The organism is Pseudomonas sp. MD330_10, assembly GCF_042610415.1.
GTDB lineage: Bacteria > Pseudomonadota > Gammaproteobacteria > Pseudomonadales > Pseudomonadaceae > Aquipseudomonas > Aquipseudomonas rhodesiae.
The window spans coordinates 175,120-202,115 of sequence record NZ_JBHGZU010000007.1 but is presented as its reverse complement, the minus strand read 5'-3'; the positions used below and the strand labels follow the sequence as shown (position 1 = coordinate 202,115).

The 26,996-nt window shown below is 62.2% G+C and carries 28 protein-coding genes and 1 riboswitch; of the genes, 5 read left to right on the top strand and 23 right to left on the bottom strand.

Going from position 1 to position 26,996, the window contains the following annotated elements; all coding sequences use genetic code 11:
• Positions 1-47: 47 nt before the first annotated feature.
• Genes ACFZPT_RS13885 through cobO form a run of 11 tightly spaced genes read right to left on the bottom strand, consistent with a single transcriptional unit; the run spans position 48 to position 9,313 of the window.
• Positions 48-452, bottom strand: coding sequence for a MarR family winged helix-turn-helix transcriptional regulator (locus ACFZPT_RS13885; protein WP_034099569.1), 405 nt, complete (start codon positions 450-452; stop codon positions 48-50).
• 42 nt (positions 453-494) lie between these two features.
• Positions 495-1,223 carry an adenosylcobinamide-GDP ribazoletransferase gene (locus ACFZPT_RS13880; protein ID WP_034099571.1) on the bottom strand — a complete coding sequence of 243 codons (729 nt, stop codon included), beginning with the start codon at positions 1,221-1,223 and terminating at the stop codon, positions 495-497.
• 2 nt (positions 1,224-1,225) lie between these two features.
• Positions 1,226-1,801, bottom strand: a complete 576-nt coding sequence (gene cobC, locus ACFZPT_RS13875) for an alpha-ribazole phosphatase family protein (protein ID WP_034099572.1) — start codon at positions 1,799-1,801, stop codon at positions 1,226-1,228.
• Positions 1,798-2,853 (bottom strand): nicotinate-nucleotide--dimethylbenzimidazole phosphoribosyltransferase, encoded by a 1,056-nt coding sequence (gene cobT / locus ACFZPT_RS13870; RefSeq protein ID WP_099311982.1) that lies wholly within the window; start codon positions 2,851-2,853, stop codon positions 1,798-1,800. The genes cobC and cobT overlap by 4 nt, the downstream gene beginning before the upstream one ends.
• The gene (cobU, locus tag ACFZPT_RS13865; protein ID WP_047881309.1) at positions 2,850-3,371 is read right to left on the bottom strand and encodes a bifunctional adenosylcobinamide kinase/adenosylcobinamide-phosphate guanylyltransferase; all 522 of its coding nucleotides are present in this window, start codon (positions 3,369-3,371) and stop codon (positions 2,850-2,852) included. Before cobU ends, cobT begins: the two co-directional genes overlap by 4 nt.
• Positions 3,359-4,825, bottom strand: coding sequence for a cobyric acid synthase (locus tag ACFZPT_RS13860; RefSeq protein ID WP_047881308.1), 1,467 nt, complete (start codon positions 4,823-4,825; stop codon positions 3,359-3,361). The genes cobU and ACFZPT_RS13860 overlap by 13 nt, the downstream gene beginning before the upstream one ends.
• Positions 4,822-5,811 (bottom strand): threonine-phosphate decarboxylase CobD, encoded by a 990-nt coding sequence (gene cobD / locus ACFZPT_RS13855; RefSeq protein ID WP_099311980.1) that lies wholly within the window; start codon positions 5,809-5,811, stop codon positions 4,822-4,824. The genes ACFZPT_RS13860 and cobD overlap by 4 nt, the downstream gene beginning before the upstream one ends.
• Positions 5,804-6,712 (bottom strand): adenosylcobinamide-phosphate synthase CbiB, encoded by a 909-nt coding sequence (gene cbiB / locus ACFZPT_RS13850; protein WP_034099581.1) that lies wholly within the window; start codon positions 6,710-6,712, stop codon positions 5,804-5,806. Before cbiB ends, cobD begins: the two co-directional genes overlap by 8 nt.
• A complete protein-coding gene (gene bluB, locus ACFZPT_RS13845; RefSeq protein ID WP_034099583.1) occupies positions 6,709-7,359 on the bottom strand; it encodes a 5,6-dimethylbenzimidazole synthase in 651 nt (216 codons plus the stop codon). The genes cbiB and bluB overlap by 4 nt, the downstream gene beginning before the upstream one ends.
• Positions 7,356-8,705 (bottom strand): cobyrinate a,c-diamide synthase, encoded by a 1,350-nt coding sequence (locus ACFZPT_RS13840; RefSeq protein ID WP_099311978.1) that lies wholly within the window; start codon positions 8,703-8,705, stop codon positions 7,356-7,358. The genes bluB and ACFZPT_RS13840 overlap by 4 nt, the downstream gene beginning before the upstream one ends.
• Positions 8,702-9,313 carry a cob(I)yrinic acid a,c-diamide adenosyltransferase gene (cobO, locus tag ACFZPT_RS13835; RefSeq protein WP_034099587.1) on the bottom strand — a complete coding sequence of 204 codons (612 nt, stop codon included), beginning with the start codon at positions 9,311-9,313 and terminating at the stop codon, positions 8,702-8,704. Before cobO ends, ACFZPT_RS13840 begins: the two co-directional genes overlap by 4 nt.
• Before the next feature lie 78 nt (positions 9,314-9,391).
• Positions 9,392-9,645, bottom strand: a riboswitch (cobalamin riboswitch).
• 99 nt (positions 9,646-9,744) lie between these two features.
• Here cobO and ACFZPT_RS13830 point away from each other — a divergent pair.
• On the top strand, positions 9,745-11,058 hold the full coding sequence (locus tag ACFZPT_RS13830) for a sorbosone dehydrogenase family protein (protein ID WP_034099588.1): 1,314 nt from the start codon (positions 9,745-9,747) through the stop codon (positions 11,056-11,058).
• 47 nt (positions 11,059-11,105) lie between these two features.
• On the opposite strand, the gene ACFZPT_RS13825 is transcribed toward ACFZPT_RS13830, so the two are convergent.
• The 5 genes from ACFZPT_RS13825 to ACFZPT_RS13805 form a co-directional block, all read right to left on the bottom strand.
• Positions 11,106-11,645 carry a C40 family peptidase gene (locus ACFZPT_RS13825; RefSeq protein WP_034099589.1) on the bottom strand — a complete coding sequence of 180 codons (540 nt, stop codon included), beginning with the start codon at positions 11,643-11,645 and terminating at the stop codon, positions 11,106-11,108.
• Between the two features lie 144 nt (positions 11,646-11,789).
• A complete protein-coding gene (locus ACFZPT_RS13820; protein ID WP_034099590.1) occupies positions 11,790-12,419 on the bottom strand; it encodes a C40 family peptidase in 630 nt (209 codons plus the stop codon).
• A 209-nt stretch (positions 12,420-12,628) separates the two neighbouring features.
• Positions 12,629-13,333: a DnaA regulatory inactivator Hda gene (gene hda, locus ACFZPT_RS13815; RefSeq protein WP_034099591.1), complete on the bottom strand. Its 705-nt coding sequence runs from the start codon at positions 13,331-13,333 to the stop codon at positions 12,629-12,631.
• Positions 13,334-13,537: 204 nt separating this feature from the next.
• Complete coding sequence (locus ACFZPT_RS13810; RefSeq protein WP_379555427.1) at positions 13,538-14,611, bottom strand: AI-2E family transporter; 1,074 nt, start codon at positions 14,609-14,611, stop codon at positions 13,538-13,540.
• Positions 14,612-14,655: 44 nt separating this feature from the next.
• Positions 14,656-15,687 (bottom strand): DUF2066 domain-containing protein, encoded by a 1,032-nt coding sequence (locus ACFZPT_RS13805; RefSeq protein ID WP_034099594.1) that lies wholly within the window; start codon positions 15,685-15,687, stop codon positions 14,656-14,658.
• A 357-nt stretch (positions 15,688-16,044) separates the two neighbouring features.
• Between ACFZPT_RS13805 and purM the strand changes: the two genes are divergently transcribed.
• The 4 genes from purM (at position 16,045) to ACFZPT_RS13785 (ending at position 18,939) form a co-directional block, all read left to right on the top strand.
• Positions 16,045-17,103, top strand: coding sequence for a phosphoribosylformylglycinamidine cyclo-ligase (gene purM / locus ACFZPT_RS13800; protein WP_034099596.1), 1,059 nt, complete (start codon positions 16,045-16,047; stop codon positions 17,101-17,103).
• Positions 17,103-17,753 carry a phosphoribosylglycinamide formyltransferase gene (purN, locus tag ACFZPT_RS13795; RefSeq protein ID WP_034099598.1) on the top strand — a complete coding sequence of 217 codons (651 nt, stop codon included), beginning with the start codon at positions 17,103-17,105 and terminating at the stop codon, positions 17,751-17,753. The genes purM and purN overlap by 1 nt, the downstream gene beginning before the upstream one ends.
• An 8-nt stretch (positions 17,754-17,761) precedes the next feature.
• On the top strand, positions 17,762-18,475 hold the full coding sequence (locus ACFZPT_RS13790) for a DUF3108 domain-containing protein (protein ID WP_034099599.1): 714 nt from the start codon (positions 17,762-17,764) through the stop codon (positions 18,473-18,475).
• Between the two features lie 275 nt (positions 18,476-18,750).
• Entirely contained in the window at positions 18,751-18,939 is a 189-nt protein-coding gene (locus tag ACFZPT_RS13785; protein ID WP_034099600.1) for a hypothetical protein, read from the top strand.
• Positions 18,940-19,108: 169 nt separating this feature from the next.
• Here ACFZPT_RS13785 and ACFZPT_RS13780 read toward each other — a convergent pair whose 3' ends face one another.
• The 7 genes from ACFZPT_RS13780 to ACFZPT_RS13750 all read right to left on the bottom strand — a co-directional run bounded on the left by ACFZPT_RS13780 (position 19,109) and on the right by ACFZPT_RS13750 (position 26,853).
• Positions 19,109-19,654, bottom strand: coding sequence for a DUF2058 domain-containing protein (locus ACFZPT_RS13780; RefSeq protein ID WP_034099601.1), 546 nt, complete (start codon positions 19,652-19,654; stop codon positions 19,109-19,111).
• A 25-nt stretch (positions 19,655-19,679) separates the two neighbouring features.
• Positions 19,680-20,513: a nucleoside triphosphate pyrophosphohydrolase gene (gene mazG, locus ACFZPT_RS13775; RefSeq protein WP_099311976.1), complete on the bottom strand. Its 834-nt coding sequence runs from the start codon at positions 20,511-20,513 to the stop codon at positions 19,680-19,682.
• 8 nt (positions 20,514-20,521) lie between these two features.
• A complete protein-coding gene (gene relA, locus ACFZPT_RS13770) occupies positions 20,522-22,768 on the bottom strand; it encodes a GTP diphosphokinase (RefSeq protein ID WP_034114769.1) in 2,247 nt (748 codons plus the stop codon).
• Between the two features lie 139 nt (positions 22,769-22,907).
• Positions 22,908-24,260, bottom strand: coding sequence for a 23S rRNA (uracil(1939)-C(5))-methyltransferase RlmD (gene rlmD / locus ACFZPT_RS13765; protein ID WP_047881303.1), 1,353 nt, complete (start codon positions 24,258-24,260; stop codon positions 22,908-22,910).
• The gene (gene cysM / locus ACFZPT_RS13760; RefSeq protein WP_099311974.1) at positions 24,260-25,162 is read right to left on the bottom strand and encodes a cysteine synthase CysM; all 903 of its coding nucleotides are present in this window, start codon (positions 25,160-25,162) and stop codon (positions 24,260-24,262) included. The genes rlmD and cysM overlap by 1 nt, the downstream gene beginning before the upstream one ends.
• A gap of 184 nt (positions 25,163-25,346) precedes the next feature.
• Positions 25,347-25,952: a tRNA-uridine aminocarboxypropyltransferase gene (locus tag ACFZPT_RS13755; protein ID WP_099311972.1), complete on the bottom strand. Its 606-nt coding sequence runs from the start codon at positions 25,950-25,952 to the stop codon at positions 25,347-25,349.
• Between the two features lie 7 nt (positions 25,953-25,959).
• Positions 25,960-26,853, bottom strand: a complete 894-nt coding sequence (locus ACFZPT_RS13750; protein WP_034099609.1) for a LysR family transcriptional regulator — start codon at positions 26,851-26,853, stop codon at positions 25,960-25,962.
• Between the last annotated feature and the right edge of the window lie 143 nt (positions 26,854-26,996).

The following is a 26,996-nucleotide window of genomic DNA, read 5'->3' as shown; positions in this document are numbered from 1 at the left end:
TCTCCGCTCGCGGGTATATACCCGCTTATCATCGAACAAACCCGCGTTCAGGCGAGTTCATCCAGCAAGGCCAACAGGGTTTCGCGTTTTTGCGCGCCCAATTTATCGATCAGTTTCTGCTGTGCCGCTTCCCAGGCCGGCAACGCGGCAGCCAGGCGTGCTTCACCGGCCGCGGTGAGCTGCACCAGGCGATTGCGCAAATCATCGCCTTCCACCAGTTGCACCAGCCCTTCACCTTCCAGCACCCGCAGGTTGCGGCCCAGGGTACTGCGATCCAGCCCCATCGCATCGGCCAGGCTGGAGATACTCGGTTGATCCAGGCGTTGCAGGTTGCTCAACAAAGAATACTGGGCAACGTTGATCCCGAAGCCGTCGAGGGCGCCGTCGTAATGCCTGCTGACGCCACGGGCGGCACGTCGCAGGTTGGTGCATAAACATTGGGAGGCAAGCATGGAACGTGTATATACCCGCGATTGAGCAAATGCAAGAAAGTGTTACAGCGCCAAGCCGACCAATACCACGACTTCCAGCAGCTCCAGCAGCGCACCGGCAGTGTCGCCGGTAGTGCCACCGAGGCGATTGATCATCAATTGGCGCAGGCCTACAAAGGCGATAGCCGCCAGCAGCACTGCCACCCCGCCGCTGAACCCACCGATCAGCAGGCACGCCAGACCGCTGAGGATCAGCACCTGCTGCCCCACAGCCCTTGGTAAATGCTCCGACAGTGCCTGACCCAAGCCGCCGGCACGCACATAACGCGTACTCAGGAACAACGCGAGCATCGACGCGCGGCCAATCAACGGCGCGAGGATCAATGCCGCAGTGTTGTGCTGTTCGATCAAGGCGACCAACGCGCTGAACTTGAGCAGCAACACCAGGCCCAACGTCACCACGGCAATCGGCCCGCTGCGCGGATCTTTCATGATAGTGAGGGTGCGCTCGCGATCACCGAAGCCACCCAGCCAGGCGTCAGCGCTGTCCGCCAGACCGTCCAGGTGCAAGCCGCCGCTGAGCAAGACCCAGGCAGTCAGCAGCAGCACCGCGTGCAGCAGCAATGGCGCGCCCGTCAATGCGATACTCAGCCCCCACAACAGCACACCGAACACCCCACCGACCACCGGGTAAAACAGCAACGAGCGTCCCATTTCCTGCGGCTGCGGCATGCCTGGCAGGCGAATCGGCAGGCTGCTCAGAAATTGCAAGGCGATCCAGAACGGCAACATCGTCAGCTTCCTTCCCACAATGCGCCATCGGCGGCGACACGCAGGCTGAACAACCCACCGTGGCCGACTTCGACATTCAATAAATGCTCACGAGGCAGCCCCCTCGCGCGGGCCAGCAACAGACGCATCACCCCGCCATGACTGATCAACAGGACACGCTCACCGGCATACGCCTGATGCAAACGTGCGACAGCACCCAGAACCCGCTGGGAAAAATCTTCAACCGGCTCGCCCTCGGGCGGCGTGAACCGGTAGGGATCGGCCCAGAAGCGCCCCAACCCCTCGGCATCGGTTTGCATCAGCGCCGCTGCGCTCTGCCCTTCCCACGCGCCGAAGTGCAATTCCTGCAAATCTTTTTCCAGACTCACCGGCACGTTGAGCTGGGCGCCCAGTTCATCGGCAAACCGCGCGCAGCGTTGCAGGGGCGAACTGATCAGCCGGTCCCACGGGCCTTGTTGCGCCACGGCGGCGCGCATCTGCGCCCAACCGTTGGCGGTAAGCGCGTCGTCCAGGCTGCCGCGCAGGCCGCCGCCCAGCTCGGTTTCACCGTGGCGCAGCAGGTCCAGGTGCAAGGTCATGCCGGGCGATCCGCCACGGCAGCTTCGGCGAAGGTCGCCATCTGCCCGTGCAGCGCACAGGCCAAGCGCAGCAACGGCACCGCCAGCGCCGCGCCGCTGCCTTCGCCCAGGCGCAGGCCCATGTCCAGCAACGGTTGCGCATCCAGGTGTTGCAGCACATGACGGTGGCCCGGCTCGGCGCCGCGATGGCCAAACAGCAGCCACGGGCGACAGGCCGCATTCAAACGCGTGGCCACCAGTGCGGCGACGCTGCAGATAAACCCGTCCACCAGCACCACGATGCCGGCCTGGGCGCAGGCGAGGTAGGCGCCCACCAACGCGGCGATTTCAAAGCCGCCCAGGTTGAACAGCGTCTGCAACACATCGCCGCGCTGGGCAGCATGCCGTGCCAATGCACGCTCAATCACTGCCACCTTGTGACTAACACCCTGGGCATTCAAGCCGGTGCCCGGACCGGTGAGGTCGCTGACTCGGCAATCGAGCAAGGCACAGGCCAGCGCGCTCGCCGCCGTGGTGTTGCCGATGCCCATTTCGCCGCCGATAAACAGCTGCGTGCCATGTTCCAATGCGCGCTGTGCGCTGTCACGTCCGGCCTGCAACGCCAACCGCCCCTGAGCGACGCTCATCGCCGGGCTGTCGACGAAATTGGCCGTACCCGCGCCGATATTCAGGTGACGCACACCCGGCAGGTCCAGGGACGGTGTCACCGTGCCCAGGTCGACCACTTCCAGACGCGCCTCCAATTGCCGGGCAAGCACGCTGATGGCGGCCCCGCCACTGACAAAGTTGTGCAGCATCTGCCCGGTCACCGCCTGGGGAAACGCCGACACCCCTTCGGCCACCACGCCGTGATCGCCGGCGAAGATCGCGATCCACAGCTGATCCACCGCAGGCTTGATTCGCCCCTGCAAGCCGGCCAGTTGCACCGCCAACGCTTCCAGCTGGCCGAGGGAGCCAGCGGGTTTGGTCAATTGCTGCTGGCGTGCCAAGGCGTTTTCGTACGCCTCGGTGTCGACAGGCTTACAGGGGTTGAGCCACCAGGTGTCAGTCATAACGCAGTACCTTTCAATGTCAGGGGCAGTCCGGCGACCGTCAGCACCACGCGCTGACACCGCTCGGCCAAGGCTTGATGCAGCCAACCGGCTTCATCCACATAGCGGCGAGTCAATTCGCCCAGCGGCACGACACCCAGACCGGTCTCGTTGCTGACAAAAATAATCTCCCCCGGCAGCGTGGCCAGGGTCTCCAGCAAGTGGTCGCGCTCCAGCGCCAGGCGCTGCGGATCTTCGAGCATCAGCAGGTTGGTCAGCCACAGGGTCAGACAATCCACCAGCAGGCAGCGGTCGGCGGCGGCGTGTTCACGCAGCACCCGCGCCAGCTCGATCGGTTCTTCGATCAAACCCCAGTGCGCCGGACGACGCTGGCGATGCAAGGCCACCCGTGCGTTCATCTCGCCGTCCTGGGGTTGGCTGGTGGCGACATAAATGACCGGCAACGCCGTGTCGACCGCAAGTGTTTCCGCCAGTCGACTCTTGCCGGAGCGGGCGCCGCCGAGGATCAGTTGGTGCATGGGGCCACTCCACACAGGCTGCGCAATAAATCGGTATCCAAATGCTGCTCCACCAGATCCGCCAAACGCTCGATATCGCGCTCGCGCAGGGCGTGATAATCCACCTCCTGCACATTCGCCAGCCCCGCCCAGCGCAGCAGCGCGCTACATGCGGCCGGCGTTTCGAACAGGCCGTGCAGGTAGGTGCCGAGGATCTGCCCGTCGGCACTGCGCGCGCCGTCATGGCGGCCGTCGTCCAGGCGCACGGCTGGGCTCGCCAGAGCCCGGCCGGACGTTACCCCCGCATGGATTTCATAACCGCTGACCTCGACGTCTTCCAGCAGCAAACGGCCGCGCACATTGCGCAATTGCTTCTCTTCTTCCAGGGTCGTGCTGAAGGCCAGCAGCCCCAGGCCATCGCTGGAACCGGAAGGTCCTTCCAGACCCAGGGGGTCGTGCACCTGCTCACCGAGCATCTGCAGGCCGCCGCAAATACCCAGCACCTTGCCGCCGTAGCGCAAGTGCCGCGCCACGGCACTGTCCCAGCCATTGCCGCGCAGGTAGGCGAGGTCGCTGCGCACGCTTTTAGAGCCCGGCAGGATAATCAGGTCGGCGGCCGGGATCGCTTGGCCCGGGCCGATAAATTGCAAGTCCACCTGGGGGTGCAGGCGCAACGGGTCGAAATCCGTATGGTTGCTGATGCGCGGCAGCACCGGCACCACCACCTTGAGGACCTGGGCGGCTTTGTCGATCTGGCGCCGGTCGATGCCGTCCTCGGCCTCCAGGTGCAAATCCATCACATAGGGCAGAACCCCCACCACCGGCTTGCCTGTGCGCGCCTCCAGCCAATCCAGGCCTGGCTGCAACAGCGCAATATCGCCGCGAAAGCGGTTGATGATGAAGCCCTTGACCCGCGCCTGCTCGCTGGGCGAGAGCAATTCCAGAGTGCCCACCAAGTGAGCGAACACACCGCCGCGATTGATATCGGCGATCAGCAACACTGGGCAGTCCACCGCTTCGGCGAAGCCCATGTTGGCGATGTCGTTGGCGCGCAAGTTGATCTCCGCCGGGGAGCCCGCCCCTTCGACCATGACCACTGGGTAGGCCGCGCTCAGTCGCGCATGGGAGGCCAGCACGGCCTGCATGGCGATGGCTTTGTAATCGTGATAGGCCACGGCGTTCATGCTGGTCACGGCGCGGCCATGGATGATCACCTGGGAGCCGGTGTCACTGTTGGGTTTGAGCAGCACCGGGTTCATGTCGGTGTGGGGCGCCAGCCGCGCGGCCTGGGCCTGCACGGCCTGGGCGCGGCCGATCTCGCCGCCTTCGGCGGTCACGGCGCTGTTGAGCGCCATGTTCTGCGGTTTGAACGGTGCAACGGCAACGCCCTGACGAATCAGCCAACGGCACAGCGCGGTTACCAGAGTACTTTTGCCGGCGTCGGAGGTGGTGCCTTGCACCATCAGCGTACTCATGTGGCGTCCTTATAGGCGACCAGGGCTTCGTCGAGGCGCAGCCAATCGGCCTCGGTGTCCGGCAGGCCGAAGCGCAGGCTGCTGTTGTGGACGAACAAGCGCAGCAGGATGCCGCGCTGGGCCATGAACTCATGCATGCGTTCGGCATGCGGCGTGATCAGCCATTGGAACAGCGCGCAGCCGCCTTGCGGCTGGAACCCCCGCTGTTCAAGCAACGCATACAAACGCGCACCGGCCTCCAGGCAACGCGCACGCTGGCGTGCCTGCCCTTCGGCATCGCGCAGGCAGACTTGGCCCAACACCCGCGTCGGCCCGCTGACTGCCCATGGCCCGACCTGATCGGCGAGCAGCTTGAGCAACTTACGGTCGGCCAGGACAAAGCCCAAGCGCACTCCAGCCAGGCCGAAAAACTTGCCGAACGAACGCAATACGATCAAGCCGACGAGATGGGCCTGACCCGCCAGGCTCAAATGCGGCGTGACATCCATAAAGGCTTCGTCCACCACCAGCCAGCCGCCCCGCTGGGCCAGGCGCGCGTGCCAGTCCAATAAGCGTTGGGGGCTCAAGCTCAGACCGGTCGGGTTGTTGGGGTTGACCACCACCAGCACGTCGAGGCCGTCGAGGTAAAAGTCCACTTCCTGCTCCTGGACCTCGCGCACCACGTAACCGGCGCGGCGCCAGGCTTCGGCATGTTCGGCGTAGCACGGCGACACCACGCCGACCTTGCCGGCGCGGCGCAGGCGCGGCAGCAACTGGATCGCGGCCTGGGAGCCGGGCACCGGCAACAAGTGGGGCGCGCCGTAATACTCGCTGGCGGCCTGCTCCAGGCCGTCGTCGGTTTCCGGCAGGCGTGCCCAGGCCCGCAGCGGGATTTCGGGGATCGGCCAAGGCCAGGGCGCGAGGCCGCTGGACAGGTCCAGCCAATTGGCTTCGGCGATCCCATATTGAATGGATGCCTTACGCAGTCGCCCGCCATGTTCAAGCATAGAATTGCGCCCCCGCGCACAGGATCAGCAGCCACAACCATACGCCGCGCTGCACCAGTTGCCAGCCCCGCTCGATGGCATCCGCATCCGCCGCCGGGCCTTCGCCCAGTGGCGGACGTTGGTGCAGTTCACCGTGATAGATCGCTGCACCGCCCAACTCAACGCCCAAGGCGCCGGCACCGGACGCCATGACCGGGCCGGCGTTGGGGCTGTCCCAAGTCGGGCCCTGGGTGCGCCAGCATTTGAGGGCCAGGCCGGTTTTGCCGAGTACGGCGTAGGTCAACGCCACCAGACGCGCGGGAATGTAGTTGAGTACATCGTCGATTTTTGCCGCCGCCCAGCCGAACCGTTCGAAGCGTTCGTTGCGATAACCCCACATGGCGTCCAGGGTATTGCTGAGGCGGTACAGCACCACACCGGGCACACCGGCGATCACAAACCAGAACAGCGCGGCAAACACCGCGTCGCTGCCGTTTTCCAGGACCGATTCGGTGGCGGCGCGGGCGACTTCGGTGCGGTCCAAGTCGCTGGTCTGGCGACTCACCAGATAACTCACGCGTTTGCGCGCCTCATCAAGGTCATCCCCGCGCAATGCCTGGGCCACCGGCAACACATGCTCGCCGAGGCTGCGCATACCGAGGGCGCAGTACAGCGCGAGAATCTCCAGCACCCAACCGATATAGGGCGCCCACGATAAAGCGGTGGCCAGCAGCGTCAGCGGCACCACCGCGATAAACCAGGCGGTGACGCCATGGCTGCGCCAGCCGCGCCCGCCGCTGTTGAAACGCTGCTCGATGCGCCCGGCGAAATTGCCGAACGCCACCAGCGGATGCCAACGCTTGGGCTCGCCCAGCAGCGCATCCAGCGCCACTGCGGCGACACACAGCAAGGCCACACTCATCGACTCACTCCCCACACATTTTCATACAGCATGTCACTCAGCGGCCGAGGTTCGGCCCAGCCTTCGAGTTGCAACATCGGTGCCGGGTAAAACTCGGCCACCGGGCCCAGGCATAACACCGCCAGCGGCTTGGCACCGGCAGGCAGCCCCAACAAATCGGCCAGGGCCTGGGGTTCGAACAACGAGACCCAGCCCATGCCCAGCCCCTCGACGCGGGCGGCCAGCCACAGGTTCTGGATCGCACAGGACAGCGACGCCATGTCCATCTCCGGCAACGTACGGCGCCCGAAAATATGCCGCTCGCGATCGTCCATCAGCGCCGCCACCAGGACTTCGGCGCAGTCGTTAATACCTTCGACCTTAAGTTTCATAAACTCGTCAGAGCGCTCGCCCAGCGCCTCAGCGGTGCGCACTCGCTCCTCTTCCACCAGTTGTTGAATCTGCCCACGCAATACGCGGTCGCTGATGCGGATAAAGCGCCACGGCTGCATCAGGCCGACACTCGGCGCCTGATGCGCAGCCTGGAGCAGGCGCTGCAACACCTCGCAAGCGACACTGCCGCCGCTGAAGTGGCGCATATCGCGGCGTTCGGCGATGGCGCGGTAGACGGCGTCGCGGTCGGCCTGGGGGAAAGCGTTGTCGGTCATGGCCCTATCGGGGGCAAGCCCCCTCCCACAGTGGAGGGGGTTTCAGCTCGGTCCGGGGCGAACAAAGCGGCGACCGCCGTCGGATTCGACGGGAAATAAAAGTGTACGTAAGAGGCGGTCATCCGCCCCTGTCGGAAGACTGCCTCGGCACCGCGCCCACCATTCGGGCTTTGGCCACGGGCAATCGGCTGCCACTCGGTACTGGTCAGGGAATGATGGTAGGTATGGCCACGCAGTACGCCTTCGGGCAATTCGACGCTTTGCAGGGCCAGGGCGGCGAGTTTCTTCTGCATCACCGCATCGCCCTGCAACAGGCCCACCAGTTCGGCACGGTTGCCGTCGACATCGGTGAGCGAGTCCAGCAGGTAGAGCATGCCGCCGCACTCGGCGAGCATCGGTTTGCCGGCCGCGTGATGGGCGCGGATGGCGGCCAGCATCGTAGTGTTTTGCGCCAGGGCCTGGTGATGCAGCTCCGGATAGCCGCCGGGCAAGTAGAGGCTGTCGACGTCGGGCAGTTCGCGGTCGTGGATCGGTGAGAAGAAGTGCAACTCGGCGCCCATAGCCCGTAGGAGGTCGAGGCTGGCGCCGTAGGTAAACGCGAAGGCTTCGTCGCGGGCCACCGCGATGCGCACACCGGCCAGCAGCGGTTCGGCTTCGATGATTGTCGGCGCGGCGAACGTGACCGGCGGCGGCACCGCCACTTCGCAACTACTGCCCAAGGCTTGGGCGGCGGCGTCCAGGCGCAGGTCGAGGTCATTCAGCTCACTGGCCTGCACCAGGCCCAGGTGGCGGCTGGGCAACTCGATCCCGGTTTCGCGGGACAGCGCGCCATACCAGCGCAGGCCCTCGGTGAGGCTGCCTTCGAGCAGTTGCGCATGACGCAGCGTACCGACGCGGTTGGCCAGCACCCCGGCGAACGGCAGGTCCGGCTGGTAACGCGCCAGGCCCAAGGCCAGGGCACCGAAGGTTTGGGCCATGGCGGTGCCGTCGATAACGCCCAGCACCGGCACGCCGAAATGCCGCGCCAGGTCGGCGCTGGAAGGCGTGCCGTCGAACAGGCCCATTACGCCTTCGATCAGAATAAGATCGGCCTCGCCGGCGGCCTCCCACAATAGACGGCGACTTTCCTGCTCGCCCACCATCCACATGTCCAGTTGATACACCGGCGCACCGCTGGCGCGCTCGTGGATCATCGGGTCCAGAAAGTCCGGGCCGCATTTGAACACCCGCACCTTGCGCCCCAGGTTGCGATGCAAGCGGGCCAGCGCGGCGGTGACGGTGGTTTTGCCCTGGCCGGACGCCGGTGCGGCGATCAGGACGGCCGGGCAATGACGAGGCTGATTCAAAGTTCGACGCCTTTCTGTGCCTTGATACCGGCCTGGAAAGCGTGCTTGAGCATGCCCATTTCGGTGACGGTGTCGCCCATCTCGATCATTTCGGGCTTGGCGCCACGGCCGGTGACCACCACATGCTGCATCGGAGGGCGAGCTTGCAGGTCGCTTAGCACTTGATCCAGATCGAGGTAGCCGTGCTTGAGGGCGATATTCAGTTCGTCCAGCACCACCAAGCCGATAGTCGGGTCTTGCAGCATCGCGCGGGACACAGCCCAGGCGGCTTCGGCGGCGGCGATGTCGCGTTGGCGGTCCTGGGTTTCCCAGGTGAAGCCTTCGCCCATGACATGAAAGCGCACTTGTTCGGGGAAGCGCCGGAAGAACAGCTCTTCGCCGGTGCTGTGGCGGCCCTTGATGAACTGCACCACACCGCACTGCATCCCGTGACCCATGGCCCGGGCCAGCATGCCGAAGGCCGAGCTGCTCTTGCCTTTGCCGTTGCCGGTAAGCACCAGCAGCAAACCGCACTCATTGGGGGAATTGGCGATGCGCTCGTCGATCACGGCTTTTTTGCGCAGCATGCGCGCCAGGTGGCGTTCGTCGCGGTCGGGGGAATCGGTCATGGCAGCTCTCCGTTGGGGCTGGACAAAAACGGCGGGCAGGGAAAAACACAATCAGACAGCCAAGCATCGCCCACCGTGATGCTGTTGAATGATCCAGGCCGGTCTCCGGGCTCATAAGTGGCCCGCTCCCGGCGAACCAGGAACAGACCGACGCTGCGCCTTCCCGTATCGCGGGGATACAGTGGCCAAAGGCAGCGTCTTGACTCATTTACCGTTGCGGGGGCAGCGCCGGGATCGCGGCCACACTGTGTACAAGTGCGCTCACTCACCGGCTTCCCTGTTTCACTCCGTCGACCCGTGGGTCACGGAGCACCTGAAACAAGCCGCGAAGGTTAGTGGGTTGGGGGTGGAGCGTCAATTAAAGCCGGCCTTGTTCTTGAACCATCGCACCCGCGCCCTCCTCTATCCCTACAGGTATCAAGGAGAACACCATGCATAAAACCAGACTCGCCTTACTGATCATGCTCGCCGGCAGCCTCACCGCCTGCGGTGAAAGCTCCACGTTGCAGATCAGCGACGGCACGGGGCCATCGCCGCGCTTACCGCAACCGAACAAGACCCTGATCCCCACCGTCAACATCGCCCCGGCCATCGGCTGGCCCGACGGCGCCAAGCCCACGGCAGCACCAGGCTTGCAGGTGAGCGCTTTTGCCGAAGGTCTGGATCACCCGCGCTGGCTGTACGTTTTACCCAATGGCGACGTGCTGGTGGCGGAAACCAACGCGCCGCCCAAGCCGGATGACGCCAAAGGCATTCGTGGTTGGGTAATGGAAAAGGTCATGGACCGCGCTGGCGCCGGCGTACCCAGCCCGAACCGCATCACCCTGTTGCGCGATGCCGACCACGACGGTGTGGCGGAAACCCGCACGGTGTTCCTGGAAAATCTCAACTCGCCGTTCGGTATGACACTGGTGGGCAACGACCTCTATGTCGCCGATTCGGACAAACTGCTGCGCTTTGCCTATCAACCGGGCGCCACTGCAATCAAGACCGCAGGCACCACGGTGGTCGAGCTGCCGGGCGGACCGCTGAACCACCACTGGACCAAAAACGTGATCGCCAGCCCGGACGGCAGCAAGCTGTACGTGAGCGTCGGCTCCAACAGCAACGTCGGTGAAAATGGCCTGGAGGCCGAACAAGGCCGCGCTGCGATCTGGGAAGTGGACCGCGCCAGCGGCCAGCACCGCATCTTCGCCTCAGGCTTGCGCAACCCCAACGGTATGGCCTGGGAACCCCAGAGCGGCAAACTGTGGACCGCAGTGAACGAACGCGACGAGATCGGCAGCGATTTGGTGCCGGATTACATCACGTCGGTCAAAGACGGCGCTTTCTACGGGTGGCCCTTCAGCTACTACGGCCAGCACGTGGATGAACGCGTCACGCCACAGAATCCGGACTTGGTGGCCAAAGCCATTGCCCCGGACTATGCAGTGGGGCCACATACCGCTTCACTGGGCCTGACGTTTGCGCAAGGGAGCAAATTGCCACCCGCCTTCAGCAACGGCGCGTTTATCGGCCAGCACGGCTCGTGGAACCGCAAGCCACACAGTGGCTACAAAGTGATCTTCGTACCGTTCGAGGGTGGCCAGCCGAAAGGGCAACCTGTGGATGTACTTACCGGATTCCTCGATCAAGATGAAAAAGCCATGGGCCGGCCGGTGGGCGTGGTGATTGATCAGCAAGGCGATTTGCTGGTGGCCGATGATGTGGGGAACAAGGTGTGGCGGGTGTCGGCCGCTAAATAAACACCGCAAAAACCATGTGGGAGGGAACTGCTCCCTCCCACATTGGATTAAGGATTGCGTGCCAAATGCTCAGCCGGCAACACGCGTTTGGCGCTCAGGTAGGCATTCTGCCAATAGGCTTTGGATAAGGTGTCCAGTTTCACCGTACCGCCGGTTTGCGGTGCGTGTACGAAGCGGCCTTCACCCACATAGATACCGGCGTGACTGACTTGGGAGCCGCCGCCGGTGGCGAAGAACAGCAGGTCGCCGGTCTGCAGGTTCTGCTCGCTCACATCTTGGGCACGCATCACGATCAGCTCTCGGGTGGTGCGCGGCAACGAGATGCCGGCGGCATCGCGGAACACAAACCCGATCAGGCCACTGCAATCAAACCCAGAGTCCGGGGTGTTGCCGCCCCAGCGATAAGGCGTGCCGACCAGGCCGAGCGCGCGAAACAGCACGTCTTCGGCGGCAGGCGAGAAACTTTGCGTGGAATAGTTGAACACCGGCTTGGGCTTGACCGCGACGGGCGCGGGCGGTGGCCGGCTGGCGCAGGCGCTGATAAGCGCGGCGCAGAGGATAAGAATCAGGCGGGCCGAGGTCGACATGTGCAGAACAATCCTGGTCTGGATGCGGCTTTCGCTGCCGAACGCTGAAAACCAGAACGCGCAAGCAAAGCTCGCGCGTACCGATTACAACAATGTCCAGGGATTCTAGCGCTTACACGTCAAACTTCAAGTATCACTTTAACTTTACTTGCTGGCGGTAACGGTAGTCGGAGCCATCGCCAAGGCACGCTTGGCTTCGATGAAGGTTTTGCTCCAGTAGCTGTCGCCCAGATTGTCGACTCGAACACCGCCGCTGCGACGGCTGCTGGAGTGGATAAACTGGTTATCGCCCAAATAGATACCGGCGTGGCTGACGCGCCCACGACCACTGGTACTGAAGAAAAGCAGATCGCCGGGCTTGAGGTTGTTGCGCGCGACCAGCGGTGCATTAACGTTGATCATTTCGCGCGTCGAACGCGGCAGGTTCATGCCGGCCTCTTCACGGAACAGATAACCGATAAAGCCGCTGCAATCGAAGCCGGCCTCGGAGGTACCGCCGAAACGGTAACGGGTACCGATCAGGGACATGCCGCGCTCAAGAATGCTGTCGGCCAGAACTGGGAGTTGATAAGGCTTGCTGCCGGAAAAGTCGGCCAGCTCTTTTTCGGTCGCCACTTCTTCCTCATAAACAGTGGAAGATTGCGCCGCGACGAATTTTGCCTGGTTTTGAACCTGTGGTTTTTGCTGTTCTGCCACCTGTTGAGGGTGGGACGCGCAACCAAACAACAGGGTGACGAGTGCGAGAGGCACGAGGGGTGCGAAGCGATTTAGCATGGGCACGACCGTGGCTGATAGATTTAGAAGCCGCGACTATGCCCTCTATCACATCGATTTGCAAATTCAATCGTGCCTTTTGTGACTTCCCGATTCGACCCTGACATCTAAGCCGTAATTCCATTTATCGACAAAAATGCGTAGCTCGCCGGGCTCATACGCAGGTTTTCTGGCGCCTGAAAAGTGCCGAAACATTGAAAATCAAGGCGTTACCAGCCCAATGTCTCTTTGAGAAAAGGGATCGTCAATTTTCTTTGCGCCTGCAAGGAAGCTTGATCGAGCTGTTCAAGCAGATCGAACAATGCGCTCATGCTGCGAGTGCCACGGGTCAGGATGAAATGCCCGACCTCATCGGTGAGATGCAGGCCGCGCCGCGAGGCTCGTAACTGAAGGGCGCGCAATTTGTCTTCGTCGGACAAGGGGCGCATCTGGAAGATCAACGCCAGGGTCAGGCGCGATTTAAGGTCCGCCAGCTTGACCGGCAATTCCCGCGGCGAGGTGGAGGCCGCAATCAACAGGCGTCGGCCACTGTCACGCAGGCGGTTGAACAGATGGAACAGCGCTTCTTCCCAGTCAGCCTTGCCGGCTATGGCCTGCAGGTCGTCGAGGCAGACCAGCTCGTATTGCTCAAGGTGGTCGAAAATGCCGACGCCGCGATCCATCAACTCAGCCAACGGCAGGTACACCGCCGGTTCGCCCATCTGTTCGAAGCGCAGGCACGCGGCCTGCAACAGGTGGGTACGCCCCACGCCATGCTTGCCCCACAGATAGATCAGGCTTTCAGTCCACCCGGCGTCGGCTTCGCAGAGCCGCTCGACATAGCCGAGTGCAGCGGCGTTGGCGCCTGGGTAGTAATTGATGAAGGTGGCGTCGTCACGCAGACGCACACCCAAGGGCAGCTGAATCGGTTTCATGCTGACTGAACGGCTCCCATCGAACCGTTAGTGGCCTCTGTGAAAAGTTTGCGAAGTTTATACCCGTGACGTCGGGCGCACAATGCAGCAGACCTCAAGCAAAATCAAAGGTTTGCGTTAACTTGTTGGTTTTACGCGAATTGTTTGACGCCACGCCTGAATAAACAACAAACCCGGCGTTGCGCCGGGCTTGTGACACTGCGATTACAGGTCGGGGTCTTCGACCCCTGTGTACACATCCGAATCCTTGTACAGATCATGCACATGGCGCACCAGCACCATGATCACCGCAGCCACCGGTAGGGCCAGCAGGATGCCGGTAAAACCGAACAACTCCCCGCCCGCCAGGATCGCAAAGATCACGGCCACCGGGTGCAGACCGATGCGATCCCCCACCAACAGCGGCGTGAGCACCATGCCTTCCAGCGCCTGGCCGACCATAAACACTGCAACGATACCCAGCATCGGGTAAAGATCGCCGCCGAACTGAAACAGACCCGCCACCAACGCCGCGCCGATCCCGGTCACAAACCCCATGTACGGCACGATCGCAGCCAAACCGGCAATCAGCCCGATCAACAGGCCCAGCTCCAGGCCGATGGCCATCAACCCGGCGGCATAGATAACGCCCAAGGCGAGCATCACCAGCAACTGACCACGCACGAATGCGCCCAGCACTTCATGGCACTCTTCGGCCAGGGACACAATGCGCTCTTCGCGGTCACGCGGCAGCAGGCTGCGGATCTTGGCCATCATGATGTCCCAGTCGCGAAGCAGGTAAAACGCCACCACCGGGATCAGCACCAAGTTGGTCAACCAACCGATCAGCGCGAGCCCGGAAGCGGTGGCCTGGCTAAGCACCACACCGACGATATCGGTGGTCTGGCCCATGTGCTCACTGATGGCCGCCTTAACTTTGTCGAACTTCCAGAAGCCATCCGACAGCCCCAGCTTGGATTGAGCCCACGGCATCGCCGTGTGCTGCAGCCAGTCGAGCATTTGCGGCGCCAGCTCATACAATCGATACAGCTGCTTGACCAGCATCGGCACCAGCACCAGGACCAGGGCCGTGACGATCAAGGTGAACAGCGCGAACACCGTTACCACGCCCAAGGTTCGCGAAAGGCCGGCTTTTTCCAGACGATCCACCACGGGATCGAATAGGTAGGCCAACAGTAACGCAACCAGGAACGGCGTCAGGATCGAATGCAGCAAGAACACAAAAACGCACAGCAGGACAATCCCGCCAAGCCACACCCAACGACGCGTATCCGCCATAAACCACTCCATCTGTTTGCTTCTATCTATATAAGGAAGAACGTTTACCAGCGAAAACGCAGTTGCGCCTGGGGTTCGGGGGCAGCGGCCGGTGGCGTTCCGTCGGTCACTGGCTGGGCTTCAGCCGCTGGAACCTCCTGCAACTTGGCCAGGCTCAACTGGGTACGCAATTGCTCGGCGCTGCCGTTCACGCGATACACAATGCGGTCGCCATCGACCAGCAGCGGTTGACCGCCAAACGGCTCAAGCAGATGCCCAAGCGTTGCGTAGCGCTCCAGATTCATGCCCTGCACTTCCAGCAACTGCTCGGTGCTGACGCCCGGCTTGACCGCAAAACGCGGCGCCAGCTTCTGGCTGACGGCCAACATCACCGCATCCGCCAGCGCTGCGGTGTCTGCGCCCTCGGCGGTGCCTTGATCAGCCTTGTCGCCCAACCACAGGCGCCATTTGGCCTGCCACTGATTACCTTCTTGACGCGCATGCACCGCCAGCAACGCATCGGCACCGTAGCGTTCGGACGCAGCCCGCAGCGGCGTGGCATCGGCGCTCTCCAGGTTCGGCGCGGTGGCCACTACTTGCTCTTCCAGATCGCCCAATGGCAGACGCAGCGGCAAGCCACGGTGTTGCGCCGCACGACGCAGCGCTTGGGCGGCGGACTGGCCGTCGCCCACCAGGCTGCTGCCCTCGGTGGAATCATTCAGCCACCAGCCCAGGATCGAGGGCCGATTACTGCCCCAGATAGACAACCCGGCGTCACGCAATGCGCGATCGGTGCTCACCGGGTCGAAATCCACTTGCAGGCTTTCCGGCGGGCCGGCGTCGTAGCCGTACTGGCTGATGATCTGCTGCGGGTCTTTGCGTACCGCCGCCAGGCCCGGGCCTTCGGCGGCCTTGGCATCGCCAGTCAGGCGGATCACCAGGGTCTGCACCGCGCGCTGGGTGGCTTGGTCGCGCTCCTGGGGCGACTGGCTGCTGACCGGTTCAAGTACTTGATAAAGGCCGTTGAGGGTTTCGGCATGACTCGCCAGGCTGACCAACGACAAACAGCCCACAAAAAACACATTACACAGACGCATGAAAGATTCCCGAACGACAGATTTAGCGGCTGGAACAGACCGCGCGAACTCGGTTTCGCCTGGGCTGGGACCACGGCGACCGGTAAAACATTCACGGGGTCTCGGTAAGTTTTCGTACTGTCACAGTACTAGCGGGTTCAAGGCTATACCTTAATAGGCGCTGAAGCCGAGTCGATTAGCATTTTTTTAATCGCCTTTTTTAGCCGATATGGCCCTGCCCGTCGGCCCGAGGATGGCCGCTGCCCCTCAAGCCTGATAAAATCGCGCGCCTTCGCAGACCGTCAACGGCTGGGCCTCTTTACAAAAGCCCCCGCCCGCTCGGTCGTTACCCAGAAATCCCCCCTAAAGGCCTGGATCATGAGCAAGCAACCCTCCCTGAGCTACAAGGACGCCGGTGTAGACATCGACGCCGGTGAAGCATTGGTCGAACGCATCAAGAGCGTCGCCAAGCGCACTGCGCGCCCCGAAGTCATGGGCGGCCTGGGCGGTTTTGGCGCCCTCTGCGAGATCCCGGCCGGCTACAAGCAGCCAGTCCTGGTGTCCGGCACCGACGGCGTGGGCACCAAGCTGCGCCTGGCCCTGAACCTGAACAAGCACGACAGCATCGGCATCGACCTGGTGGCCATGTGCGTCAACGACCTGGTGGTATGTGGCGCCGAGCCGCTGTTCTTCCTCGACTACTACGCCACCGGCAAGCTGAACGTGGACACCGCCGCACAAGTGGTCACCGGTATCGGCGCTGGCTGCGAACTGTCGGGTTGCTCCCTGGTAGGCGGCGAAACCGCTGAAATGCCTGGCATGTACGAAGGCGAAGACTACGACCTGGCCGGTTTCTGCGTCGGCGTTGTAGAAAAAGCCGAAATCATCGACGGCTCCAAAGTGGCCGCTGGTGACGCCCTGCTCGCCCTGCCATCCTCCGGTCCGCACTCCAACGGCTACTCGCTGATCCGCAAGATCATCGAAGTGTCGGGTGCCGACATCGAAAACACCCAGCTCGACGGCAAGCCACTGACCGACCTGCTGATGGCGCCGACCCGCATCTACGTCAAGCCGTTGCTCAAGCTGATCAAGGACACCGGCGCCGTGAAGGCCATGGCCCACATCACCGGTGGCGGCCTGCTGGACAACATCCCGCGCGTCCTGCCAAAAGGCGCTCAGGCTATTGTCGACGTCGCCAGCTGGCAGCGTCCTGCGGTGTTCGATTGGTTGCAGGAAAAAGGCAACGTCAACGAAACCGAAATGCACCGTGTGCTGAACTGCGGCGTGGGCATGGTCATCTGCGTAGCGCAGGAACATGTGGAAACCGCGCTGAACGTATTGCGCGAAGCCGGCGAGCAGCCTTGGGTCATCGGCCAGATCGCCACCGCTCCGGAAGGCGCGGCCCAGGTTGAACTGAAGAACCTTAAGGCGCACTGATGCCGGCAACCTGTGATGTCGTGGTGCTGCTCTCCGGCACCGGCAGTAACTTGCAGGCCCTGATCGACAGCACGCGCACCGGCGACAGCCCGGTGCGCATCGCTGCGGTGATCTCCAACCGTAGCGACGCCTATGGGCTGCAACGCGCCAGGGACGCGGGAATCGAAACCCGCTCCCTGGATCACAAGGCGTTCGACGGCCGCGAGGCTTTTGATCGCGCCCTGGTGGAACTGATCGACGCCTTCGATCCCAAGCTCGTGGTACTGGCCGGTTTCATGCGCATCCTCAGCGCTGACTTCGTGCGCCATTACGCCGGGCGCCTGCTGAATATCCACCCTTCCCTGCTGCCCAAATACAAGGGCATGCACACGCACCAACGTGCCATTGATGCCGGTGACCGCGAGCATGGCTGCAGCGTGCACTTCGTCACCGAGGAACTCGATGGCGGGCCTCTGGTCGTACAGGCAGTGGTTCCGGTAGAGTCGGATGACTCGGCGCAGACGCTTGCGCAACGGGTTCACACCCAGGAACACAGGATTTACCCGCTGGCGGTTCGCTGGTTTGCCGAGGGGCGGTTGATTCTCGGTGACCAGGGTGCATTATTGGACGGCCAGTTACTCGCGGCCAGCGGCCACTTGATTCGAACCTAGGAGATTTTATGCGTCGTGCCTTGCTCTTCGCTTTTGCGCTGTTCGCCTTGCCTGCGGTGCAAGCGGCAGACCTTCATCCCTTCTCCGTAAGCTACACCGCCGACTGGAAACAGTTGCCCATGAGTGGTTCGGCCGAACGCAGCCTGACCAAGAATAGCGACGGCACGTGGACCTTGAACTTCAAGGCTTCCATGATGATTGCCAGCCTGACTGAAACCAGCGTGATCCTGTTTGACAAGGACAGCCTGCAACCGAAGAGCTACACCTTCGAACGCGGCGGCCTGGGCAAAGCCAAGAAAATCAACCTGGACTTCGATCAGGCAGCCAAGAAAGTCACCGGCTTCGAAAACAAAGACGCCGTGAATGTGCCTCTGCAAAGCGGCATGCTCGATAAGTCGACCTACCAGTTGGCCTTGCAGCGCGATGTCGCGGCCGGCAAAAAGAGCATGAGCTACAACGTGGTGGAAGGCACTGATGTCGACACCTACGACTTCCGCGTGATCGGCCCGGAAAAGGTCCAGACCAAGGTCGGCTCCATCGACGCCATCAAGGTCGAGCGGGTACGTGATCCGACGCAAAGCAAGCGCATCACCCAGATGTGGTTTGCCAAGGACCAGGGCGGCATTCTGGTAGCCCTGCGCCAGGTTGAGACCGACGGCAAGGAATACAACATCATGCTGCAAGACGGCACCGTTGACGGTAAAGCGGTCAAAGGCAGTTGATCGATCGATAAGACTGAAAGCCTCGCGAATGCGGGGCTTTTTTTCGCCTGTTTTTCTCGCTCGCACAGGGTGGGGCAAGCCCTTTCACATGAAACTTTTGTCATCAAGCCCACGGCTCTGCGGCGCAATGTCGCGGTTTACGGGGCCTGCAGCACTGTTGCGTTTCATGCAATGAATTGTTGCAGGCAAAACCGGTTTACTTAGCAAGCTAACAAAACATATAACAAAAGCCTGCGACGACTTGCCGCAGATCCACCAGAGATTGGAGCAAGCAGATGACTGTAAAAGTAACTGAACGCGACGATGCACATATGTCCCATGAAGCGTTGGGCCATGGGATTCACATCTGGGATGTACACCAACAAGACCTGCTGGTCGGCATGTTTCATAACGAAAGCGACGCTCAGAACTATAAGAACGAGCTTGAAATGCTCGAGATGAGACGCCAGGCAGAAAGCGCCTGAAACCCGAAATCGTGTAGAGGGTTGTGGTGAGCAGGCTTGTCCTGGGCTGGGCTGCGGAGCAGCCCTGAGCACGGCTAACGCATTCCGTCAGACAGAATCTCAACCAGGTTTTGGGGCTGCTTTGCAGCCCAACGCGGGGCAAGCCCGCTCACCACAACAAGCCGGCTCTTTACCACATCAGATCGTCAGGGATCTGGTAAGCCGCGTAGGGATCATCCTCGTCCGGCACCTGGCTCTCGGTGAGGATATTGAGCTGCACGATGCGCTCGGGTGCGCGCTCCTGGATCTTCAACGCGGCCTCCCGTGGGATCACTTCATAACCGCCGCCGTGATGCACGATCGCCAGGGAGCCGTTGCTCAGTTTGTTGCGCATCAACGTGTTGACCGACAGGCGCTTGACCTTCTTGTCATCCACGAAGTTGTAGTAGTCCTCGGTGGTCAGCTTGGGCAGGCGCGAGGTTTCGATCAGTTGCTTGACCTGGGCCGCACGGGCCTTGGCCTCGGCTTTTTCCTGCTGCTGGCGGTTCAGTTCCTGGTCGCGCTTGATCTTTTCGGCCTTGGCCTCAAGGGCCAGGCGCGCCTGGGTGTCATCGGCTTCGGCCTGGCCTTTGTGGACCAGGCGTTGCTGCTTCTGTTTCTCTTTGCCGACCTGCTTGGCCTGCTTTTGATTGACCAGACCTGCTTTGAGCAACTGGTCGCGAAGGGAAAGGCTCATGGTGCTTACTCACTTAGGCAACTGCTCAACCGCAGCTGGACACGTTCTTTTCCTGACGTTTGGCTTCGCCCCATAGGGCGTCCAACTCTTCGAGGGTGCAATCTTCCATGGGACGCTGGGTCTCGCGCAATGCCTGTTCGATAAATCGGATGCGTCGTTCGAACTTGGCATTGGCGCCACGCAGCGCGGTTTCGGGGTCGACCTTGAGGTGACGGGCCAGGTTGACCGCCGCGAACAGCAGGTCGCCGACTTCATCGGCAATGGCCGCCGGGTCGTTATCGGCCATGGCTTCGAGGACTTCATCCAACTCTTCGCGCACGTTGTCCACCACCGGCAAGGCCGATGGCCAGTCGAAACCGACCTGGCTGGCGCGTTTCTGCAACTTGGCGGCACGAGACAGGGACGGCAAGGCGCTGGGCACATCGTCGAGCAGTGAAAGCTGCTGCGGAGCGTCGGATTTTTCCGCGCGCTCCTCGGCCTTTATCTGCTCCCAGCGTTCCTTGACGTGTTCTTCGCTGAGTCGCGGGACATCCAGCGGCGCATACAGATCGCCGGTCGGGAACACATGGGGGTGACGCCGAATCAGCTTGCGAGTAATGCTGTCGACCACCCCGGCAAACTCAAAGCGCCCTTCTTCCCGCGCCAGCTGGCTGTAATACACCACCTGAAAGAGCAAATCGCCTAGCTCGCCCTGCAAGTGATCGAAGTCGCCACGCTCGATGGCATCGGCCACCTCGTAGGCTTCTTCGAGGGTGTGCGGGACGATACTCGCGTAGGTTTGCTTGATGTCCCACGGGCACCCGTATTGCGGGTCCCGCAGGCGATTCATCAGGTGCAGCAGGTCTTCGAGGCTGTACATCGGGCTACTCATGATGGCGTGCGATTACGCCGCGTCTCGATGATGTTCGGCAACTGGGAAATCCGCCCCAGCAACCGCCCCAGCGCATCCAGCCCGGGAATCTCGATGGTCAGTGACATCAACGCGGTGTTGTCCTCTTTATTCGAGCGGGTGTTGACCGCCAACACGTTGATTCGCTCGTTGAGCAACACTTGCGAGACGTCGCGCAGCAACCCCGAACGGTCGTAGGCGCGGATGACGATGTCCACCGGATAGGTGAGCACCGGTACCGGCCCCCAACTGACCTGGATGATGCGCTCCGGCTCACGCCCGGCCAGCTGCAACACCGAAGCGCAGTCCTGACGGTGAATGCTCACGCCACGACCCTGGGTGATGTAGCCGACGATGGCATCGCCCGGCAGCGGCTGGCAGCAACCGGCCATCTGCGTCATCAGGTTGCCCACGCCCTGGATCTGAATATCGCCGCGCTTGCCAGGTTTGTAGCCGGTGGCTTTGCGTGGGATCAGCTCCAGTTGTTCGTTGCCGCGCTCCGGCTCCACCAGTTGCTGGGCCAGGTTGACCAACTGCGCAAGGCGCAGGTCGCCGGCACCGAGGGCGGCGAACATGTCTTCGGCAATCTTCATATTGGCCTTTTCGGCCAGCTTGTCGAAGTCCACCTGGGGCAGCCCCAGGCGCGCCAGTTCGCGTTCGATCAGGGTCTTGCCGGCGGCGACGTTCTGGTCGCGGGCCTGCAGTTTGAACCAATGGACGATCTTGGCCCGCGCCCGCGATGTAGTGATGTAACCCAGGTTCGGGTTCAGCCAGTCGCGGCTGGGGGTGCCGTGTTTGCTGGTGATGATCTCGACCTGTTCGCCGGTCTGCAGGCTGTAGTTGAGCGGCACGATGCGCCCGTTGATCTTGGCGCCCCGGCAGTTATGGCCGATCTCGGTGTGCACGCGGTAGGCGAAGTCCAACGGCGTGGCGCCCTTGGGCAAGTCGATGGCGTGGCCGTCCGGCGTAAAGATGTAGACCCGGTCCGGTTCGATATCGACCCGCAGTTGTTCGGCCAGGCCGCCGATGTCGCCGAGTTCTTCGTGCCATTCCAACACTTGGCGCAGCCAGGAGATTTTCTCCTCGTACTGATTGGAGCCGGCCTTGACGTCGGTGCCCTTGTAGCGCCAGTGCGCACACACCCCCAGCTCTGCCTCTTCGTGCATGGCATGGGTGCGGATCTGCACTTCCAGGACCTTGCCCTCGGGGCCGATCACCGCTGTGTGCAGCGAGCGGTAGCCGTTTTCCTTGGGGTTGGCGATGTAGTCGTCGAATTCCTTGGGAATGTGCCGCCACAGGGTGTGGACGATACCCAGCGCGGTGTAGCAGTCGCGCATTTCCGGCACCAGCACGCGCACGGCACGCACGTCGTAGATCTGGCTGAAAGCCAGGCCCTTGCGCTGCATTTTGCGCCAGATGGAATAGATGTGTTTGGCGCGGCCACTGATGTCAGCCTCGACCCCGGTGGCCTGCAGCTCGGAACGCAGTTGGTTCATCACATCGGTGATGAAGCGCTCGCGATCCAGCCTGCGCTCGTGCAAGAGCGTGGCGATCTGTTTGTATTGATCGGGCTCCAGGTATCGGAAGGACAGGTCCTCCAACTCCCACTTGATATGGCCGATACCCAGGCGGTGCGCCAGGGGCGCGTAGATATCGAAGACCTCGCGGGCGACGCGGTTGCGTTTCTCGTCGTCGGCGTTCTTGACCGCACGGATCGCACAGGTGCGTTCAGCCAGCTTGATCAGGGCCACGCGCACGTCGTCGACCATCGCCACCAGCATCTTGCGCAGGTTCTCGACCTGGCCCTGGGTACCCAGCACCATCGACTGGCGCGGGCTGAGGCTGGCGCTGATGGCGGCCATGCGCAGCACGCCGTCGATCAGTTTGGCCACCACCGCACCGAAGCGCTGGCTGACCGTCGGCAACGGAATATGCCCTTCGCGCACGCCGCGATAGAGCACGGCGGCGATCAGCGAATCCTGGTCCAGCTTGAGATCGGCAAGGATCTCGGCGATCTCAAGGCCGGTGCGAAAACTTGAAGTGCCTTCGGCCCACAGGTTCTTCGCCGCGTTGTCCTGTTGCTCAGACTCACGGGCGAACTCGCAGGCGGCCTTCAAGGCTTCACGGTCCAGTGCCGGATCGACACTGACCGCATGATCCAGCCATGCCTCGAGATTGATACTGCCGTCAGTGTTGATCGGCTGGTGTGCTCTCACCTGTACCATCTTGCTTACCTTCCCTACGACGCACCTTCGATGCGTCAAAAATCATCGCCAACCTGCTTTATCACTAAAGCTCACCCTGCAGATTCCCTGGCGGATCACGGCCCTGGAGAATGCAGGCCAGTCGGATTAAACGGGCATCCTAGCCCGCTTCAAATAACGCCATGGCCTCGACATGCGCTGTCTGCGGAAACATATCGAGGATCCCGGCACGTTTTAGCCGGTAGCCTTGCTTGACCAACTCAACCGTGTCCCGCGCCAGCGTCGCCGGGTTGCAGGACACATACACCAGACGCTTGGCTCCCAGGGTGGCGAGCTTGCGCACCACCTCCTGAGCACCATCGCGAGGTGGGTCCAAGAGTACCGCAGAAAAGCCCTGCTTGGCCCATTCTGCGTCAGTCAAAGGCTGAGACAAATCGGCCTGAAAAAACCGCGCATTATGCAAATTGTTGCTGACGGCGTTGAGCGCCGCCCGGTCCACCATGGTCTGCACACCTTCTACCGCGACCACTTCACGCACCTGGCGCGCCAATGGCAAGGCGAAGTTGCCCAGACCGCAAAACAGATCCAGCACCCGCTCGTCGGGTTGCGGCGCCAGCCATTCCAGGGCCTGGGCCACCATTGCCTCATTGACCCCGGCGTTGACCTGAACAAAATCCCCTGGCCGATACGCCAGCTCCAGATCCCAGGCTTCCAGGCCAAATCCCAGGGTCAGATCGGGCTCCACCGGTGCCGGTTGCCCCTCACCCTGGAGCCACAATTGAGCGTTATGGAACGCGCAGAATTCTTTCAACACCAGCAGGTCCGCTTCGGACAACGGCGCCATATGTCGCAACAACACAGCGATGGACGACCCGCTGAACAACTCCACATGCCCCAGGGCTTGAGGTTTGCTCAAGCGGCGCAGCATGTTCGGCAGGCGCTGCATGATCGGCTGCAAGGCCTGTACCAGCACCGGGCATTCATCGATGGCAACAATGTCCTGGCTGGCCACCGCGCGAAAACCCACTTCAAGGGTCTTGGCCTTGGCGTCCCAGCGCACGGCCACGCGGGCGCGGCGACGGTAGCCGAATTCCGGGCCACTCAACGGCGCCGCCCATTCCGACGGCTCGATACCGGCCACACGGGACAGTTGCTCGGCGAGCATGCGCTGTTTCAGGGCGAGTTGTTCGTCATGCGCCAGATGCTGCACGCTGCAGCCGCCGCAGCGGCCGAAATGCGCGCAAGGTGCAGGGCGGCGCAGTTCGCTGGCGCTGAACACCCGCTCGGTGCGGGCTTCGACCACTTTGCCGTGGGTGCCCAACACCCGCGCTTCGACCTCTTCGCCGGCCAGGGCGCCATTGACGAACCAGGTGCGTCCTTCGAAGAACACGATGCCGCGCCCGTCATTGGCCAGGCGCTCAATGGTCAGGCGTTGTTTCTTGCCCACCGGAATCTGTGGGGCCCGGCTGCCGCCCGTCGGTTGGAAGCGCAGGCCTCTGTCGTGCTTGGCCATCAGTTGGGTTCGTCGAAAATGCCGGTCGACAGGTAACGGTCGCCTCGGTCACAGATGATCGCGACGATCACCGCGTTTTCCACTTCTTTCGACAGCCGCAGCATGCCGGCCACCGCACCGCCGGAGGAAACGCCGCAGAAGATGCCTTCTTCACGGGCCAGGCGGCGGGTGGTGTCTTCGGCTTCGCGCTGGGCCATGTCGATGATGCGATCGACCCGCGAGGCGTTGTAGATCTTCGGCAGATAGGCTTCTGGCCAGCGGCGAATGCCAGGGATGGCCGCGCCTTCCATCGGTTGCAGGCCGACGATCTGGATCGCCGGGTTCTGCTCCTTGAGGAAACGCGAGTTGCCCATGATGGTGCCGGTGGTGCCCATGGAACTGACGAAATGGGTGATGGTGCCCTGGGTCTGGCGCCAGATTTCCGGGCCGGTGCTGGTGTAGTGCGCCTCAGGGTTATCCCCGTTGGCGAACTGGTCGAGCACCAGGCCACGGCCTGCGGCGGCCATGCGCTCAGCGAGGTCGCGGGCACCTTCCATGCCGTCTTCCTGGGTCACCAGCACCAACTCGGCGCCATAGGCGGTCATTGCCGCCTTACGCTCGGCGCTGCCGTTGTCGGGCATGATCAGGATCATTTTGTAACCCTTGATCGCGGCGGCCATGGCCAGGGCGATCCCGGTGTTGCCCGAGGTGGCTTCGATCAGGGTGTCACCCGGTTTGATCTGCCCGCGCAACTCGGCGCGAGTGATCATCGACAGCGCCGGGCGGTCTTTTACCGAGCCGGCCGGGTTGTTCCCTTCGAGCTTGAGCAACAGGGTATTGCTGGTTTCACCCGCCATGCGTTGCAAGCGGACCAGAGGCGTGTTGCCGACGCAATCGGCGATAGTGGGGTACTGCAAGGTCATGGCGTATTCGCAATCCAGACTGCGGGGCGCACATCATACCGGGAAAGGTCGGCGGGCCATATCACGCAAAGTGCGGTACTTATGGCTTATGGGAATAAGCGAGGGAAATGGGCAGCTGTGAGGGGCTATCGGGGGCGAGCCCCCTCCCACATGCGAGCGCATTTCAAGCTGCAACGCCCCCCGCCTACTCCCAATGCCCGCCGCCATGATTCTTCTGGAAAACCTCGTCCCCCATCGCCGCAATCTGCCCGTCGATCAATGCTTCAAAAGGTTTGAGCAGCGGCTCGAAAGAAGTGGGTGCCTCCAGCACCTGCAATGCCTGCGCAATTGCTTCAACCGTCGACAAGGCTCCCGGCCCGGGCGCCTTGCGCAGCCGATAGCGCGACACACCGCCCTCGGCCAGCGACACCCGTGGCAACGCCGCCAACAACGGATTCAGGTGCAGCAATTTACGTGCTTTTCGCCAGGTGCCGTCGGGGACCACCAGCAACAGCGGCTGGGCGTCGAGCCCATAAGCGTGCAATGGCTGGGCGTCGTCAGCGGGAAACAACAGCCGTGCCTGATAGCCGGGAGGGTTCAACAAGGTCGGCAGATCATCGAACACCTCGCCCACCACCAGTTGCGCATTGTTCAAACCTAATGCCGCCAGGCGCGCGGTATTGAGCGCATGGTTGACCTCGCTCGGATGCTGCAACAACAACACCCGAGTGCGGCTATCCAGACGGGGAATCAGCGCGCACAAGCAATGGGCGGCGGGCCTGAGGCAACGGGAACATTGGGGTCTGGACATGCTGGTATCAGGCCTGATTGAGCTGAGCTTTAAGTAAGTCGCGGAAAGTCTGGATCAACGGTTCGCGGCTGCGGCCCCGGCGCATGATCATCGAAAACGGTGCCTGATAACCAAAGGTGGCGGGCAACAACACCCGCAGATCGCCTTTGTCGGCCCAGGCCTGGGCGTAGTGTTCCGGCAGGTAACCGATATAGGCGCCGGACAGCACCAGGATCAACTGCGCCTCCATACTTTCCACGGTCGCCGCGCTGTGTTTGAAACCATGGCGCGCCAGTTCCGCCTGGCTCCAATAGCCGCGTCCAACCATGCGCTGCTGGGTAATCACCTGTTCCGGAATACGCCGCTCGCCGAACAGCGGATGGCGCGAGCTGCAATACAGCCAGTGCTGCTCGCGGTACAGCGGCATATAGATCAACCCGCTCATGCGATTGGAAAAGGCGCCAATCGCCAGGTCCAGGCGATTGTCCTGCACGCCAAGCTGCAATTCGTAGGGACTCATGACCGACAGATGCAGGTGCACCGCCGGGTGTTCCTGGCTGTAGGCGCCGATCACTTCAGCGAACGGCAGCGCCTTGTCGCTGACCGTGGAGTCCAGCACGCCGAGCTTGAGGGTACCGCGCAATTCCCCTTTGAGCGCGGCGGCGTACTGCTCGAAGCCTTCCAGCTCGGCCAGCAAGCGCAGGGTTTCCTGATGGAACAACTCGCCCTTGCTGGTCAGGCTGAAGCCGCCGCGCCCCCGATGACACAGCACCAGGCCGAGCGCCGATTCCAGCTGGCTCATATAGGTGCTGATAGCCGATGTCGACAGGTTGAGTTCGTGCTGGGCATTGGCGAACCCCTGGTGCCGCACGACGCTGACGAAGATGCGCAGGAGTTTCAGGTCTGGCAAGGCGTTGGCCATGGGCGGCTCCGAGGGTTGAGAGCGGCAGTCTACCTGCCTACTTTAGTTTAGAAAAATCTGAACTAAGTATTTGCCTCAGCCGATTTGTCCGGCGCCGCGCTTTTCGCAGAATCGGCCCCCAACAACCAAAACAACGATGAGGC